The organism is Kribbella voronezhensis, assembly GCF_004365175.1.
Taxonomy (GTDB): Bacteria; Actinomycetota; Actinomycetes; order Propionibacteriales; family Kribbellaceae; genus Kribbella; species Kribbella voronezhensis.
Genome location: NZ_SOCE01000001.1, coordinates 12405 through 28566 on the forward strand (window position 1 = coordinate 12405; position 16162 = coordinate 28566).

Genomic DNA, 16162 nt, shown 5'->3' on the forward strand with positions numbered 1-16162 from the left:
TCACTTGTCGTCGGCTTCGAATTGTTCGATCGGGCCGGTGGCCGTCTGGCTCACCTTCAGGGTCAGGCCGGGGACCAGCGAGACGGTCTCGCCGGTGACCGTGAACGACACCTGGCCCTCGGGGTTGTTGTACGACGGGGTCTTGACCTGGGCGTCGCCGAGGGAGTTACCGCCGAGCTGTTGTGCGTACGCCTCGATGTCGGAGCGGACCTTCTCGCCGATCGCCGCGGTGTAGAGCGGCGGCTGGACCAGGCGGAGCCGGGAGACGCCTTCCTGGGCAGCGTTCAGCGCGACCGACCGCCCGTACAGCCACAGGGCGGTCTGGATCGAGATGAAGATCAGCGCGAGGATCGACGGCGCGAGGATCGCCAGTTCCAGCGAACTCGCGCCGCGCTCCGAACGTCGTCGGGGCGGCAACGGGATCAGCCTTGCTGGATGTCTTTGGACCGCCGGTCGATCACGCCCTTGACGATCCCGCCGATCAGCAGCGCGGCGGTGACCAGGATCGCGGAGATGATCGCCCACTCCAGGGCGGAGGCGCCGAGCTCCGTCCGGCCTTGTCTGGCGCGGGCCCGCTGGCTGTCGGCTCGGGCCAGCGCGTAGCCGACCATCACGCGGACGAGCTGAATTTCCGTGTACATCAGGTTGCCTTCCCTGTTGAGACCGAACCCGGACCGGGGCTCAGTATGCCCTCTCCGACGGACAGAATCGCTGCTTGGATCCTTCGGGTACCCATCTCAGCTGCCCAGGATCGACGCGCCGGCGGGGTAGCCGAGGAACAGCATGAAGGCGGCACACATCACCAGCTGCGCCACCAGCATCGACTGCGACCGCTCCCCCGCCTTGCCCTCGACGTCCGCGAGTTCCTTGCGCCGCAGCGATGCCGCCCGCGACAGCAGCGAGGCGCGGATCTTGGCGCCCTCGTCACCGGCCAGCGCCAGCGCGGACGCGAGGTCGCGCAACTCCTCGACGCCGAGGTCCTCGCCGAGGCGCGCCATCGCGTCCCAGGGCGTGATGCCGATCAGCCGGGCGTTCGCCAGGGCCTGCCGGATCCGTGCCATCGCCCAGTGGTCGCCGATCGTCGAGGCGGTCATCAGAGCCTCGGGCAGACCGCGGCCACCGGCCAGGTTCATCGCGACCAGGTCGAGGAAGCTGCCGACCACGTGCCGGAAGTCGCGGCGTCGCTGCTCCGCCTCCTTGCGCAGCGTCAGGTCCGGCAGGAAGAACGCGAACGTCATCGCGGCCAGCGTCACAACCGCCGGCGACGCGCCCGGCGCGCCGAAGCCGACGTACGACGCCAGGAACAGGATGAACGGGATGAACACCAGCGCGCCGAGGGCGAAGAACACCTTGGTGGCAAGCATCGTCGCGAACGGCTGGTTCATCACCGCCAGATCGCGGCGGAGCCGGCCGAACGCCCAGCCGCGCGCGTTCGCCTCCTGCTCCAGCCGCCGGCCCAGCGTCTCCCGGGCCTTGTCGACACCACCGAGCACCCGCTCGCCGGCCGCGCTCGCGGTGGCCGCGCTCGTGTACCCGGCCCGGCCGGCGTCGATCCTGGCGATCGTGGACAGCACGTTCGCGGACGGCCGGATGAACATCCGGACCAGCAGGAACACGCCGAGCCCCGCCAGCGCACCCGTCAGATAAGCCCACATCATCCGCCCACCACCTCCATCCGGTCGTCGCCGGCTCTGGCGGCCCGCTTGTTGTCCGAGCGGATCAAGAACCGCTCGGGCACCTCGATCTTGGCCAGCCGCCGCAGCCAGACCAGGCCGACGGCGTACAGCAGGATGACCAGGAACAAGACGAACTGGCCGACGAAGCTGGTGTACGGCTGCACGTACGTCGGGTTGAACAGGACCAGCGTCGCCGCCACCAGCAGGGTGATCGCGACCACCACCTGCACGCTGCGCCGGGTCGACCTGCGCTCGGCGGCGACCTTCCGGCGTACGTCGAGTTCTTCGCGGGCCGAGTCGGCCAGGGCGCTGAGCACCTCGCGCAGACCCGGGCCGCGCAGCCGGGAGTTCAGGACCAGGGCGGCGACGATCAGGTCGGCCGACGGGTCGTCCAGGTCGTCCGCGAACCGCATCAATGCCGAGGGCAACGGTTCGCGGATCCGCAGCCGGTCGACCAGCAGGTTCAGCGCGGGCTTGATCGCCGGCGCGGCGTTCACCGCGGTCGCCGGGATCGCCTGCTCCAGCCCGACCGCGCCGGCGATCGTGTCGCGCAGCGCCTCGGTCCAGGTGGCCAGCGCTTCCAGCCGGTCGATCGCGCGGCGTTCCTCACCGGTGCCGCCGAAGAACCGGTCGGCCAGCGCGGCCAGCAGTCCCAGCGCCACCGCGAGCACGAGCCACTCGGTGACGACGAGAACGAGGAGGCCGACCGCGACGCCGGCGCCCAGACGGATCAACTGCTTGCGGTTGTCCACGCTGCTGCTCCGCCGGAACAACGACGGCGTCTCTTCCCGCGGCTCGGTACCGCGCAGCGCCACGATCAGCAGCAGGACCGCGCCGCCGACCACCGCGCCGCAGATCAGGGCCAGCAGAGTTCTGTCCGTCATCGGGTCACCTCACGCCCAGCGTCCGTGCACCATCGGCTGATAGCCGAAGTGCTCGAGTTCGTCCATACAGGCGATCGGCGCGTGCGCGGCCGCGCGGCCGTCCGGCCCGGGCGCGAACACCTCACCGGACAGCACCCGGCCGTCCCAGCCGGTCACTTCACGGATGCTCTCGACGAAGCGGCTCATCGTGCCACCGGTCTGGTAGTCGTTGTGCTTGCGGACGAACACCACGAAGTCGAGCGCGCCGGAGATCAGCATCTGGGTGGCTTCCATCGGCAGCCGCTCCTGCGACTGGATGGCGTAGGTGCTGATCCGGTTGAACACCTCCAGCGAGCTGTTCGAGTGGATCGTCGACAGCGAGCCGTCGTTGCCCTGGCTCATCGCGTTCAGCATGGTGACGATCTCGTCGCCGAGCACCTCACCGACGATCACCCGGCTGGGGTTCATCCGCAGCGAGCGGCGGACCAGATCCGCCATGCTGACCTCGCCGACACCCTCGGCGTTCGGCAGCCGCTCCTCGAACGCGACCACGTTCGGATGCAGGTCCTTGAACTCACCGAGGCCGAGTTCGAGCGAGCGCTCGACGGTGATCAGCCGCTCGTGCGGCGGGATCTCGTTCGCCAGCGCGCGCAGCAGGGTCGTCTTGCCGGAGTTGGTCGCGCCCGCGATCATCACGTTCTTGCGCGCGGCCACGGCGGCCCGCAGGAACGAGGCGATGTCCTCCGACATGGTGCCGTTGGCAACCAGGTCCTTGAGGAACACGCGACCCAGCCGGGCGCGCCGGATCGAGACCGCCGGCCGCGACGTCACGCCCATCACGGCCGACAACCGGGAACCGTCGGGCAGCCGCAGGTCCAGCTGCGGGTTCGCCGAGTCGAACGGGCGGCTGGTCAGGCCGGCGTGCGCGGCCAGCACCTGGATCAGCTCGACGAGCTCCTCGTCGCTCTCGGCCACCGGGCCGGGCCGTTCCTCCCGGCCGTCGCCGTACTGCACGAAGACCTGGTCGTACCCGTTGATGTCGATGTTCTCCACGTCGAGGTCGTCGATCAGCGGCTGCAACCGGCCGACACCGAACAGCGCCGAGTGGATCGCGCCGGCGATCTGCGCGTCGTCCTCCGGCGTGGGCGGGGTCCGCCCTTCGGCCAGCTCGTACCGCGCGTGGTCCTCGAGCACCTGCACGATCAGGGACCGCGCGTACTCGCGTTCGTCCTCGGCACTCATCGGCGGTACGCCGTTCACCTGGTCGCGGCGGCGCTGTTCGTTCAGCCGCTCCGCGACCTGGGTCCGCAGCTTGCGGACCAGTTCCTGGTCGGTGATCACCGCCCGTCCCTCCACTCGTCCGTGGCCGGGCCGTACCCGCTTTCTGACTGCGGGAAGGCGGCCTGGGCCATGTCGAAGTCGCGCTGGGTCGGCCGGGCGGCCACGGCGGCCATCTCGGCGGCGATGTCGGTGGCCGAGCGAATCAGCGGCGTACGGTCCAGGCGGCCGTGGCCGCGGCCGTCGAAGAACGCGGCGCCGACCGGGTCGTAGGCCAGGTGCCAGCGGTGCTGGATCGGCATGGACATCGCGTCCAGCACCGACCACACCTGCTTGACGCCGTCGCGCCGCTTCGGGTCGGCGACCACGATCACGCCGAGCTGGGCGTCGACGTGATGCACCAGCGACGCCAGCCGCTCGCGCAGATGCGCGACGGACGAGCCGGTCGCCGTACAGACCATCACGACCAGCCGGGCGGCCTGTACGACGGGAAGTTGCGGCGAGGCCGGCCCGATCCGGCCGCAGTCGGCCAGTACGTCGGCGCTGTGCATCTGGTTGAACGAGATCCCCAGCGGGGCCCACAGGCCACCCATGCCACCGATCTGCTCGGCGGACCGGACCCCGATCATCACGTCCAGCCCACCGTCCAGCTGCTGGCTGTGGGCGAGGATCACGTCGTCGCCGAGGCCCTTGCGGCCGGCCGCGGCGAGGCTGATCAGCCCGCGGTCGGAGTTCAGCGGCTGACCACCGGGAGCGGTCATCCGGATCGCGACGTCGCTTCCGGCCGGATCACACTCGGCCAGCAACACCGGCCGCGGCCACAGCGCGCCGAGCACGAGGCCGGCCGTCGTCACTCCCGGCGAGCCCTTGGCGCTCGCCAATGCGACCAGTGCCATCAACCGTCTCCGTCGGTCTGGGCGATCGACGGCTTGGTGGCCGGCGAGAGCTTCACCAGAACGAGGTTCTTGCCCGCGGCCGCGGCCGCCACGGCCGTGGAGTTCTCCATCGGCACCAGGACGGTCACGTTCAGCGTCGTGTTCGCGCCGGTCTTGGAATCGGCCACGGTGCCCGTGCTGTCGGTCACCAGGGCGGCGCCGACCAGGACCTGTGGTGCGCCCTCGGCGTTCGCCGACGGCACCCGGATGACCCTGACGATGTCGCCCTGGCTGACGTCGTCCGACGGTGCCCGTCCGCTGTCGAGGCTGACGCCGACCAGCGCGCCGCCTTCGGGGATCGGCTTGGTCGTGAGGTTCGCCTCGGTGAGGAACTGGCCCTTGTACACCCAGCTCGTCGTGTACTTCCCGAGCACCTTGTCGGCGTCGGCCCACAGCACCAGTTTCCCGGTCGCGCCGGCCAGGTCGCCGCGAGCCAGGTCCTTGGAGACCAATTTGTGCCCGGGAGCCAGCGCCTCGGCATCGATGGCGACGAAGTCCTGCCGGTGGCCGCTGCGGACCGCGATCAGCGCGGATCCGGCCGCGCCGAGCAGGATCAGGATCACCGCCAGGGCGGCCAGGGCGGGGCGGCGCTCACGGCCGCTGGGCAGTCGGGTCGAGCCGGAGACCGGTGCCTTGCCGCGGGCGCCGGCCGCCGAGGGACGCGAGGAGGACGAGAAACTCACGCGCCTACCGTAATGGCCACATGGTGCCAACGACGCCGTCAGGTCCGGCTCGTGGCAACCCTGTTACACCTCGCCCGCTCCGACCACCCGGTCGGCACGATCTCCCGGTCGGAGCAACCCCGCGGAGATCTCCGTTCGGCAACCAAGTGGTCCAGCGAGGTACCGGCCGGCGACGCAGGGTTGTAAATCGTTGACTGATCGCGAGAATTGACTGGCGGGCGGTTAACCCCGCCTTTGCTAACGTCCCGACTGACCGTGACGGCTGTCCGGCGAACCGGATCCGAACAGGGGGCCCGCCTGGTGACGACTCCTGCGATTCGCGCTGCCGCACCGGCCGACCGCGCACATGCGGCGCTCGGAACCGCGCTCGGCGTCGTCGCGCCCGAAGCGCTGCTGCTGCAGGACGGTGGCGTCCGGCTGACCGGCGATCGCGATGTCCTCGGCGCCGACGCGATGGGCCGGCTGGTCGAGCGGCTGACCGCCCGGGCCGCGGACCAGGCTTCCGACGACCGGATCCTGGCCGAGGCGACCGCGTTGCTGGGCGCTGAGATCACTCGCGCCCGCGGCGGCCGGTTCCCGGCCGATGGGTCCACCGCGGCACTCGATGCCCTGCTCGACGTACCGGATCTCGGTGCGGGGAGTCGGCAAGAGGCGGAGATCCTGCTGCGCGGCGTACTGGAAGGCAGTGCGGACACCTCGGATTCGGCGGCCGCACGCCTGGCGGAGCTGACTGCGAGGGAGCGCCGGCCGCTGCCTGCCGATGTGGTGGACGCAGCGTGGGATATCCACCGCGAGGCCCAGGTGCTGCAGCGGACCCAGCCCAGCGCAGTACGGCGTACCGGCAGCGGGCGGCATCGCAATACGGTCGGCCGTCGCCGCGTCGCGCTCGTGACGGCACCGGAGCAGCGCAAGACCGGATTGGTGGCGGGCGGCCGTCCTGCGGCTCAAGCAGATCTCACCGACGACGCAGTACTGCGCGCGCTCGCTCAGGTCCAGCCGGCTGACTTCGCGGGCAGTGTGACCGCCCCGCCGACGGCGCTCGACGTACCGAGGGTCGCGGTGTTCGAGACCGCCGCGCACGGCAAGCAGCACGTGCGGGTCGAGATCGCCGACCCCGGCTACGGCCGGGTCGCCGCGGCCGATGTCCGCTCGGGTAGCGCGGACAACCCCCACGTACTACGGGTCGGCGCGCGCGTCGACGATGCGCAGCTGGCCAGGATCTGGGTCAACCAGTTCAGCCGGATCCAGCAGCAGGTCGGCGTCGACCGGCCGCGCGGTTTCGCGGACCGGCTTCGGGCGCTGGTGAATCACGAGGGCCGCGACCGCCGGCTGGCCGGGCAGTACGACGAGTTCCGGCTGCTCACCAGGAACTGGCGAGAGGCTCGCGGTCAGGTCGCCTCGACCGGCCAGGTCAGCGGACCGCAGAGCGTCGAAGAGCTCGAGCGCGATCTGCGCGGTCTCGCGGCCACGATCGGCCGACGAGGCGGCACTCCCCCGGCGTTGCCGTGGACCTCGGGTGCGACCGTCGTCCCGGTGGTCGCCTCGGCCGGGATGACGACGCCCGCGGTCACCGCGGCGCCGAACACCCCGGCCCATCTCCGCGAGCGGGTCACCGTCGAGATCGCCACCCTCGACCGGTCGATCGACGATCTGACCGGACGCGTCGCGGCCAAGGAGGAAAGCGCTGCCGCCGCGCGAAAGGAAGGCGGCAAGAAGCGCGACGACGCCGGCGAGGAATCGGCGAAGAACGACCAGGGCGCCCCGGAGCGGGCCCGGAAGCTGCTGGTCGAGGCCTCGGCCGCCGACGGCAAGGCGAGACGCCACACGGAGCAGGCGGCCGTGCTCCGGTCCGCTCTCGGTGAGGCGACCGAGGCCAGGGCCGCCTATGTTGCACTGGGCAACGAGTTGGACGCGGTCGTCGCCGATCCGCGCAAGTCGATCGCCGACGTGCTCCCGTTGTCGCAGGCAGCGGCGGAGCAGACCGAGGCGTTCCAGCGCAGCCTGGCCAAGGCGGCACCCCGCAGGGATGTCTTGCACAGCGGGGCTCCCACCGGCCGGCTGCCGCATCTGACGGCGCTGACCGCGCACCTCAACCAGGTGCTCGAGGCAAACAACCTTCCGCACCGCTTCACCACCGAGATGCTGCACAGGACGTTGCGGGCCGAGTTCCGCCGGGTGATGTCGCCGGACGGCCTGGTGCTGCCGCTCGGTGGTGATCCGTCGGACGACGTCCGCGAGCTCGCCCAGGTGCGGTTGAAGTTGCAGCCAGGTGAACTGGCCGAGGTGATGGATCCCGAGGTGAAGCTGGCCGAGCTGATGGTCGGTCAGCTCGAGCAGGGCGGGCACGGCGTCTCGGCGACGGCGACCGGGACGTTCGGGCGCACCGGCGGGTTCAGCCTGAAGACGCTGATGGCGATGATGCCGGCCACCGACCCGGTCACGGCGGCGGCCAAGGTCGTTGCCCCCGGCTACGAGTTCGCCTTCGGCCGGAGCCGTTCGGTGACTACGGCCGCCACCGAGTACGCGCTCGGCGGAGCGGTCGAGGACAACCGGGGCGAATCGCAGCTGTTCGAAGGCGCGGCGGGCTGGGAGGTCGAAGTACGGACCTCGGCGGTCGGGCCGTGGTCTGCCGCCGGCCGGGTGGACACGTCCGGGCCGCGCGACTCGGGCTCCCTGAAGGTGTGGGTGTCGGCGGCGTACGTCGTGGATCCGCCGAAGGACACCACCACGATCGCTGAGCTGGGTGAGGCGCGTGACCCGGCGTTGCCGGAGCACGTCGCGACGGACGTCCGCGGGCTCGGCGACCTGGTGGACAAGACGATCCGCGGTACTCGTGAGCGGCTCAATGTGCTGGACCGGGTCGCGCACGACCAGATCCGCAACCTGCTCACCGAGGAGTTGCCGAGCAGGCTGGACGAGGCGACGAAGCCGGGCGGGATCGGCCGGTTGATCTACAGCGGCGGCGAGCCGGTCGCGTACGCGCAGGTCGAGACCGAGGTTGTCTGGGAGAAGGCCGAACTCGTCGGCGAGACCAGTACCGACCACTGGCAGGAACGGCTCCGGGTCGGCTTCTCCGGTGCCACCGGCAACGAAGGGTTCGCCGCGAACAGCTCGTCCTCGCTCACGCTGGGCTATGCGGGCGACGCGCTGTCGGACCTCGGATCGACGAACGTCGACTTCGGGCCGACGGTGAAGGCAGGCCGGAGTACGTCGCGCAGCGACAGCATGAGCGCCGGCGGTACTGCGATTCACCCGAGCGTGCAGCGTTACACCGGGCCGACGCAGGGCTACCGGATGACGCTCAAGCACAAGGTGACCGTGCACCAGATCGGCGGCAAGGGGAAGTTCACCGAGAAAGGCGAGGGCACCGCCCTGCTGCGGTTCCCGGAGAAGGACGCCTTCCGGTACGGGCTCCCGGTCGACAAGGCCGCGGTCGTGCGCGAACCCGACGGAAAGCCGCGGAAGGACAAGAAGGAGCGGATCCTGCTGCGCGGGGATCCCCAGCCGACCGAGGAAGAGCTGCAGCTTCCGGACTGGATCGGCGACGAGCCGGGTCGGATGCGAGGGGCCGGCCCCGCTCTGGTCCAGCACGTCACAGGTGCGGACAAAGCACTCGACGCGACTGCCCGTGCTCTGAGCCGGCAGGGGTTGCTGCCGCCGCTCGACGCCAAGGGTCGGCCGCGCCTCGACGCACTGCCCAAGGACCCGCTCCTGCGAGCAAGCCAGTTGCAGAACTACGAGCGGCTCCATCAGCACCTCTCTGCCCTGCGGTTGGAGACCGGCTACGACCAGGCGGCTCAGAGTGGCCTGCCGCTCGCCCTGGTGGAACACCGCGCCGGCCACGCCCCGCAGTACCGGACGTTCCGGATCGGCCTGCAGCAGAATTTCGGCAAGGCCACCTGTCTCGGGGTGACCGACGCCGAGGCCGTGGTGAACCTGGACATCGCGTCGCGGACATCCGGACGCTCGGGTGGGCGGTCCAAGCGGCTGCCGTGGGGAATCACCTTCGGTTTCAGCGACAATCCGGCCACCGGTCATGCGGGACAGACTCCGCAGGGCGGTCCCAGCTACGGACGGGCCTCGCTCGGTCGCTTCATGAACTGGGCGACCGGCGGCACTGTCAACCAGGTCGCCCTGGTGGAGAGCACAGCACCGGTCGCGGTCTTCGACGTACCGCACAAGCTCGTACTCACCGAGGTCACCGCGGCTGGTGACAGCGAGCCGCTGGCCGAGGTGGACGGCAGCGCCTCGGTGCTGCTGGACAGCGAATTGCTCAACCAGAAGGACGTCCCGGCCGCCACTCCGTTCCAGGGCCGGACCAGCGAGGCCGTCCTCGATCAGGCCAAACTTCTGCACCTGGACATCCGCGACCCGCTCAAGCGGATCCAGGCGGCCCTCCCGGCGGCCTCCCGACCCGACGGTCCCGGCTATCACCACCTTGCCGCGTTCCTCAACGCCAGGAATCTGATCGCCCACCCGGAGTGGAAGACCACGGAGTACCGGACCAGGATCGGGCTCAGCCCGGCGCCGAGCTCACTCCCCCAGGCGATCGCCCAGCAAGGGCTTCGCCCTCGGCGGGCGACGGTGTCCCTGACCGCAAAGGTGGAGAATCACACCTTCCTGCGCGCGACCCATCAGGTCTCCGGTGACATCAACCTGACGCTCGGCAGCTACAGCACGACCGACGGAAGCTCGACCGGGAACAACGCCGGCGTCTCCGGCGGCAGCGGGATGGCCGGTGCGGACGGCAGCGCCGTCGGTGGTTCGGCCGGCTGGAGCCGGAGCGGCAGCGAGTCGCGGTCCCGCAGCGAGACCCAGATCTGGGGCTGGGAGCGGCTGCGGATCGAGATCGGCCAGCACTACGTGTTCAAGGCCGACGTGAACTTCACCGCCAAGGTCGCCGACGGCGAGTCCGCCGAACCGCAGCAGATCAAGCTCGACGACGGCACCGTGCTGTTCACGTTGCCCGAGCGCGACGCCCTGCGGCTGTACGGGCGACGCGAACTCGACCTGCCGCTGCATCAGGTGGCGGATGCCGCCGAGCGGTTCCTCAAGGGCGACCTGACCATGGACCGCCGTACTGCGAGTGCCTTCGTCCGGCGCTACGAGTCGGAGAAGTCCGGCGTGACGGACGGGCTGGCCGCGACTCATACCCGAGCCCAACTGGCGACGAAGGTTCGTGAGCTGGCCGGTATGGGCAGCGCGGCGGCGGGCACTCCGCAGGCCGAGTTGGAGAACACCCTCGACACGGCCGACGAACTGGTCGCCAAGACGACCGAGGTCTCGCTACCGGAGCACTACAACTCCATGATGGGCGCGGCGCTGATCGAGAAGACCGAGTTCACCAACGAAGCGGGCACCAGCCTCGACGTCCACGCCGCCGTGAAGTCGGCCGTCGAGCAGGCCGCGCCCGGCCGCTTCGAGAAGGACCCGATCCTGTCCGAGAGCCTGTACGGCGATCTGGCCGGCAAGCGCTGGCAGGGTCACCTCGACGACATGCTCGACCCGCGCGGCTTCGTCAAGGAGTACCCGGTCAAGACCTCCGGGACCGGGCCACCCGAGGTACTGCGGCTCCGGGTCCGCGCGGTCTTCGCTGGGCCGGTGGTCGGCGACGGCACCGAGGAAAGCGCGATCAGCATCGTCCAGGGCTACGACTACGAAGAGTTCAGCCGCAGCCGGTCGCACAGCACCAGTCACTCCTTCAACGTCGGCGGCGCCGGCAACGAAGCCCTCGGTGGCAACGTCGGGGTGAGCACCGACCAGAGCCGGACGAGCTCGGCCTCCAGTGGCGAGCAGTCGACGATGTTGCAGCGGATGCTGCACGGCAAGACCAGCCGGGTCGAACGGCAGATGCACCTCCTGGTCGAGGTGGAACGGCTTCCGGTCGCCGGTGGTTCGACGAAGGGCATCCTGCGCCGCAACGCCGATCGGGCGGTGTCCGAGGACCGCGGTGGCTACGGTGCCGAACTGTTGTCCGGGGGCATGACCCAGTTGGTGCCGACCGCCGTGCTGAACAGCCCGCCCACTCCGAAGTCGACCCCGGAGCGGCAGGACCACCGCGAGGTCGTCCTGCCCGCGTCGTACTTCGTCGAGGGCACGCGCCCTTACCTGCAAGGCGAACCGGAGACGGACAAGCTGTTCGACACGATCGCCGAGCGGTTGGCCGCACGCGACATGCTGTCGGTCAACGGTGTCCGGATGCACCGCACGGAACTGGAGAACCAGCTGTCCGCATCGGTCCGGAGTGCCGCCTTCCACCGGATGGCCAGCGACGAGGGCCACCGGATGGTTCGGCTGCCCGTGCCGGGGCACGGCAACCAGGTGGTCGACGTCCGGGTCGCCGCGCGGGTGTCCGACGTACAGCTCGTCGGGAACCCGATCGAGGACGGCCAGCTCGGCGTCATCGACCGGATCCAGCGAACGGCCAAGACCTCCGCAACCGCCAACCAGTGGGTGCCCGCGAGCGGGGCCGGCGGTGGCGGCGCCGGGGCACTCGGCGTCTCGGCCGGGGTGTCCGTCGGCGAACAGGCGTCGTACACCGACTCCGACACCACCGGGAACCGCAACGAGCTGAGCAAGTACGAGAAGGGCACCCTGGTCACCGTGCGGGTGCGGGTCGATTACGACCTGACCTTCGAGCGTTCGAAGCTGACCCGAGGCGGCGACGAGAAGGTGAAGAAGTCCGACTCGATGAGCCAGGTCGCCACCGGCGAGGCCTACCTGACCATGTTCGAACAGCAGTACCTCGAGATGCGCGAGCGGATGGAGACGGGTGCCTCGCTGTCCGAAGCGTTGGAGGGACTCGATCCGCAGGTCGCGGGACGGCACCAGTTCGCTTTCGACCACACGGAGAACGAGGCCGGCCAACCGGAGTACCACCCGTATCAGCCGATGCTGGACGCGCTGGCCGAGGCGCGCAAGGACGGCACCACGGTTCAGCTGACGATCCAGCAGCAGGACGGACAGGTCCGGACCTATCAGGCCAAGCCGGACGGCACGATGCGTGGCCTGAACGACGGCGGCTTCGGGGCAGCGTTCGCGACCCTGCATCCGCGGCTGGCTCAACTGGCCGAAGGCCGGGTCGATCTGCAGCAACTGTTCAACACGGCGGAGCGGACGAAGCACTTCAGTGGCGCTGTCTCCGAAGCACTGCAGAAGAAGGGCATTCCGGCCGCAGCATTGACTGAGCTGGACCACTCGCTTGCTGCCCGCGCCGCCGCAAGCCGTACTGCGGGCGACGGTGCCCGGCGGCAGACGCAGGCCGCTCCCGCTGCCCACGGTGTGGAGATCTCGTCGTGAAAGGAACGATATGGCGTTCGCGGTAGCTCGTACGCCGGATGAGGCACTCCTGTACGCCGAGTTGGCGCCCTGCGAGGACTGCGGCGCGCTGGCGACCGAGTGGAAGCAAGGGCTGACCTCGGTCGATGGCGAGCTCGCGATCAGCTACCTGGCCGCTTGTCCGGGCTGTGGGGCGGGGCGCGAACTCCTGTTCGGCATGCCTGCGCAGGAGACAGCCCCAGGGCCATTCCCGACCTTCGGTGGCGAGGAGCCGTCCGAGATCTTCGACGCCGGTCAGTGGCTGGAGATCGCGGACAACGCGGCCCGCGACGTACCGATCGACGACGCTGCCGAGGCGGGCCGGCGGCTGGCGCTGGCGCGGGCGGCGGTCGACGAGGTGGTCAAGTTCATCCCGGCCGGCGAGCACGCAGTACCGGACGACGCGTTCTGGACCGAGCAGGGGTCGCGGCTACGAGCCGGCGAACCGGGTAGGTTCCGGCTGGAACGACTGCTCGTCGTTCGCGACAGCTATCGAGGAGATGCCTGATGCTTACCGCACGGACGCTGGCCGAGGCGCACATCTATGCGAGCGTGATGGCCGCGGCGGACGCACCGGATGCCACTGCCGCAGCCGCCGAGGAGACGCTGGCCGAGGGGGCCGATACCTGGACCCTGAACGTCCGTGGTTACGAGATCGAGGTCCCGTACGCCTCGGAGCAGGCGGCGCGGCAGGTCGGCGCCCGGTTCGGGCTGGGCGTGTCGCAACTGGTCGACGCGGGGCAATGGGTGCTGGTGGCAACGACGTACGCGCGGCGGGCGCTCGACCTCGATCTGGCCTACGACAACGGACCCGAGTCCGAGCGGCGCAGCATCGAGCTGAACTGGATGTTCGCGGCCGACGCGCTGACCGAGGCGGTCAAGTTCCTGCCCGAGGACGCCGAGGCGATCCCGGCCGAGGTGCTGTGGTCGGAGCTCGGCCGGCAGACCTACCGGCAGCAGCCCGAGCTGTTCCAGCGGGCGAAACTGGTCGACGACCTCGAGTACTACCGTGGCACGCTCGACGACTTCCGCGCCCTGCACGGCGGCCCGTCGGCCTGAGGCCCGCGGCCAGCCGCGGGGGCCATCGGTCAGCCGCGGGTCCGCCGTCAGCTGCGGGTCCGCGGTCAGCCGCGGGGTCCGCCGTCAGGTGCGGGGTGGCTCGGAGTCCTTGCCGGACGTCGGGTGCGGGTCCTGGTCGAGCTCCGGGTACTGGTGGCTGAACGGGTCGCCGACCGGATAGACGACGGCGGTGGCGCCGTCGATCGACATCACCTCGACGCGCGTGCCGGGCGGGAAGGTGGAGACCTCGTCGTACGGGCGGGCGGTCCACAGCTCGCCGTTGAGCTTGATCGAGCCGCCGCCGTCGGGGTGGATCTCCTTCACCACCACGCCGGTACGGCCGATGACGTGCGCCGAGCCGGTCTTCAGCTCGCCGCTGTGATGCAGTTTGCGGACCAGCAGCGGGCGGATCGCGGCCAGCATGGCGGCCGAGGTGATCAGGCCGATGACGATCTGCAGCCAGAGCAGATGCGGGAACAAGGCTCCTACGCCGGCCGCCGTGATCGCCCCCGCGGCGAGCATCAGCAAGGTGAAGTCGAGCGAGGCGAGCTCGGCCAGACCGAGTACGACGGCGATCCCGAGCCAGGCCGCCCACACGTTGTCCCGCAGCCAATCCATCATCTGCCAAGCCTATCCGTCATCGGGCCGTCGGGCAGGCCCGTCGAAGCTCCGACGCAGACCGGGCCGCCGCGGATTCGTCCCGGCGGCCTCGGCGGAGTGGCCCGGGTGAGCTAGAGGGCGCGGGCGAAGTAGCGGCCGTCGGTGTGGGTGAGGCTGAGGGCGAGGTCGAAGGTGTCGGACAGGTTCTGGTCGGTGAGCGCCTCGTCGATCGGGCCGGCCGCCACGATCCGGCCCTGCTTCAGCAGCAGCGCGTGGGTGAAACCGGGCGGGATCTCCTCGACGTGATGAGTGACGAGCACCATCGCCGGCGCGCCCTCGGCGGTCGCGATCGCGCTGAGCGAACGGACCAACTGTTCGCGACCCGTAAGGTCCAGACCCGCGGCCGGCTCGTCGAGCAGCATCAGTTCGGGATCGGTCATCAGTGCGCGGGCGATCTGCACCCGCTTGCGCTCGCCCTCCGACAAGGTGCCGAACGTGCGCTCGCTGAGGTGCCCGATGCCGAGCTCGGTGAGCAGCACCTTGGCGCGCTGGTGGTCCTGCTCGTCGTACTCCTCACGCCAGCGGCCGAGGACGGCGTACGAGGCGGAGACGACGACGTCGGAGACGCGCTCCGAGCGGGGCAGCCGATCAGCGAGGGCGGCGCTGGTGAGACCGATCCGGGGCCGCAGCTCGAACACGTCGACCGCGCCGAGTACTTCGCCGAGCAGCCCGACCACGCCCGTCGTGGGGTGCATCTGGGCCGCGAGGATCTGCAGCATCGTCGTCTTGCCGGCTCCGTTCGGGCCGATCACGACCCACCGGTCGGTCTCGTCGATGGACCAGTCGATACCGTCCAGCAGGACCGCATCACCTCGGACGATCGAGACGCCGGCCAGCTCCACCACAGCAGTCATGGCGCAAAACCTACGTGGTCGCCGCCGACGGCCGACGCCGACCCTGGTGGTGTCGTCGTCACCGCCGCCGGATGGGAGACTGGACGGCGTGCTCACCACTGCCGCCTCGATGCGTTTCACCGTCTGGACGAACGCGATGCTGACCGGTGCCTGCGACCCGGACACCGCGGCGCACAAGATCCTGGGCGAGGACGTGGGCCATCACGTGGCCGGCTTGGCCGCCCACCCCGCGCCGGCGACCTTGCCGGTCGCGCTCAATCTGCTCCGCGCGGCCGGCGCGACCCAGGCGCACCTGGCGCTGCCGATCCCCGGCGACCCGATCGGGCTCGCCGGGCCACCGCCGTTCAACGAAGCCGCGCTGGAGACGGGCGAGGCCGTCGTACTGACCGGGGCCGAGATCGGGCTCGTTCCGGCGTACGTCGGACCCGCGGTGCAGTGGACCGTGTTGCCCGCGGCCAGTCCCCCGCCGGCCGATTTCGGTGAGGCCGATCGCGGGTTGCGGGCAGCGCTGATCGAGGCGGCCGAGTCGCTGGCGGCGCTCGAAGTGGCGCGGTGGAAGCCCGAGGTCGCCGACGCGTTGATCGACATCCGCCGGATCGGATCGGGCAAAGGCGACGACCTGGCGCCTGGCTACGAGGCCCGGGCCGTCAAGACCGCTGCCACCGCCCGGCGTTGCCTGGCGATCGCCGACGCGGCTCTCGAGGACGACGGGGCGGCCGTCACCGGCGCCGAGGCCGATGCGCGTCGTCGTGCGTTGCTCGACCTGGCGGCCGCGGCCCGGCGGGCCCTCGTTGCGGCATGTGGACCGCCCACCTCCCGTTAACCGGGTTTGGGTAG

13 protein-coding genes are annotated in these 16162 nt (G+C 70.3%); 4 read left to right on the top strand and 9 right to left on the bottom strand.

The window, feature by feature from the left end; all coding sequences use genetic code 11:
• The 7 genes from EV138_RS00055 to EV138_RS00085 form a co-directional block, all read right to left on the bottom strand.
• Entirely contained in the window at nucleotides 1-417 is a 417-nt protein-coding gene (locus EV138_RS00055; RefSeq protein WP_112236611.1) for a TadE/TadG family type IV pilus assembly protein, read from the bottom strand.
• Between the two features lie 5 nt (nucleotides 418-422).
• Entirely contained in the window at nucleotides 423-641 is a 219-nt protein-coding gene (locus tag EV138_RS00060; RefSeq protein ID WP_133976446.1) for a hypothetical protein, read from the bottom strand.
• Nucleotides 642-737: 96 nt separating this feature from the next.
• The gene (locus tag EV138_RS00065) at nucleotides 738-1658 is read right to left on the bottom strand and encodes a type II secretion system F family protein (RefSeq protein ID WP_133976447.1); all 921 of its coding nucleotides are present in this window, start codon (nucleotides 1656-1658) and stop codon (nucleotides 738-740) included.
• The gene (locus tag EV138_RS00070) at nucleotides 1655-2560 is read right to left on the bottom strand and encodes a type II secretion system F family protein (RefSeq protein ID WP_133976448.1); all 906 of its coding nucleotides are present in this window, start codon (nucleotides 2558-2560) and stop codon (nucleotides 1655-1657) included. The genes EV138_RS00065 and EV138_RS00070 overlap by 4 nt, the downstream gene beginning before the upstream one ends.
• A 9-nt stretch (nucleotides 2561-2569) precedes the next feature.
• The gene (locus EV138_RS00075) at nucleotides 2570-3880 is read right to left on the bottom strand and encodes a TadA family conjugal transfer-associated ATPase (RefSeq protein WP_133976449.1); all 1311 of its coding nucleotides are present in this window, start codon (nucleotides 3878-3880) and stop codon (nucleotides 2570-2572) included.
• Nucleotides 3877-4713, bottom strand: a complete 837-nt coding sequence (locus EV138_RS00080) for a CpaE/TadZ family protein (RefSeq protein WP_133976450.1) — start codon at nucleotides 4711-4713, stop codon at nucleotides 3877-3879. The genes EV138_RS00075 and EV138_RS00080 overlap by 4 nt, the downstream gene beginning before the upstream one ends.
• On the bottom strand, nucleotides 4713-5435 hold the full coding sequence (locus EV138_RS00085; RefSeq protein WP_133976451.1) for a hypothetical protein: 723 nt from the start codon (nucleotides 5433-5435) through the stop codon (nucleotides 4713-4715). The genes EV138_RS00080 and EV138_RS00085 overlap by 1 nt, the downstream gene beginning before the upstream one ends.
• A gap of 300 nt (nucleotides 5436-5735) precedes the next feature.
• Here EV138_RS00085 and EV138_RS00090 point away from each other — a divergent pair, with 300 nt between their 5' ends.
• The 3 genes from EV138_RS00090 to EV138_RS00100 are packed head-to-tail and all read left to right on the top strand — an operon-like array spanning nucleotide 5736 to nucleotide 13811.
• Nucleotides 5736-12734, top strand: coding sequence for a hypothetical protein (locus tag EV138_RS00090; protein ID WP_133976452.1), 6999 nt, complete (start codon nucleotides 5736-5738; stop codon nucleotides 12732-12734).
• Between the two features lie 10 nt (nucleotides 12735-12744).
• Nucleotides 12745-13260, top strand: coding sequence for a hypothetical protein (locus EV138_RS00095; protein ID WP_133976453.1), 516 nt, complete (start codon nucleotides 12745-12747; stop codon nucleotides 13258-13260).
• The gene (locus tag EV138_RS00100; RefSeq protein ID WP_133976454.1) at nucleotides 13260-13811 is read left to right on the top strand and encodes a hypothetical protein; all 552 of its coding nucleotides are present in this window, start codon (nucleotides 13260-13262) and stop codon (nucleotides 13809-13811) included. The genes EV138_RS00095 and EV138_RS00100 overlap by 1 nt, the downstream gene beginning before the upstream one ends.
• A gap of 84 nt (nucleotides 13812-13895) precedes the next feature.
• Here the strand turns inward: EV138_RS00100 and EV138_RS00105 are convergent, their stop codons facing one another.
• Both EV138_RS00105 and EV138_RS00110 read right to left on the bottom strand, forming a co-directional pair.
• Nucleotides 13896-14432: an NfeD family protein gene (locus tag EV138_RS00105; RefSeq protein ID WP_133976455.1), complete on the bottom strand. Its 537-nt coding sequence runs from the start codon at nucleotides 14430-14432 to the stop codon at nucleotides 13896-13898.
• A gap of 110 nt (nucleotides 14433-14542) precedes the next feature.
• Nucleotides 14543-15325, bottom strand: a complete 783-nt coding sequence (locus EV138_RS00110) for an ABC transporter ATP-binding protein (RefSeq protein WP_133976456.1) — start codon at nucleotides 15323-15325, stop codon at nucleotides 14543-14545.
• An 88-nt stretch (nucleotides 15326-15413) separates the two neighbouring features.
• On the opposite strand from EV138_RS00110, the gene EV138_RS00115 reads away from it, so the two are divergent.
• On the top strand, nucleotides 15414-16148 hold the full coding sequence (locus EV138_RS00115) for an Rv1486c family protein (RefSeq protein ID WP_202866580.1): 735 nt from the start codon (nucleotides 15414-15416) through the stop codon (nucleotides 16146-16148).
• Nucleotides 16149-16162: the final 14 nt, after the last annotated feature.

Bases quoted from the DNA above. Each gene is read 5' to 3' on its own strand.
- EV138_RS00060 (WP_133976446.1), bottom strand. From the start codon at position 641: ATGTACACGGAAATTCAGCTCGTCCGCGTGATGGTCGGCTACGCGCTG.
- EV138_RS00065 (WP_133976447.1), bottom strand. From the start codon at position 1,658: ATGATGTGGGCTTATCTGACGGGTGCGCTGGCGGGGCTCGGCGTGTTC.
- EV138_RS00070 (WP_133976448.1), bottom strand. From the start codon at position 2,560: ATGACGGACAGAACTCTGCTGGCCCTGATCTGCGGCGCGGTGGTCGGC.
- EV138_RS00080 (WP_133976450.1), bottom strand. From the start codon at position 4,713: ATGGCACTGGTCGCATTGGCGAGCGCCAAGGGCTCGCCGGGAGTGACG.
- EV138_RS00095 (WP_133976453.1), top strand. From the start codon at position 12,745: ATGGCGTTCGCGGTAGCTCGTACGCCGGATGAGGCACTCCTGTACGCC.
- EV138_RS00100 (WP_133976454.1), top strand. From the start codon at position 13,260: ATGCTTACCGCACGGACGCTGGCCGAGGCGCACATCTATGCGAGCGTG.
- EV138_RS00105 (WP_133976455.1), bottom strand. From the start codon at position 14,432: ATGATGGATTGGCTGCGGGACAACGTGTGGGCGGCCTGGCTCGGGATC.
- EV138_RS00110 (WP_133976456.1), bottom strand. From the start codon at position 15,325: ATGACTGCTGTGGTGGAGCTGGCCGGCGTCTCGATCGTCCGAGGTGAT.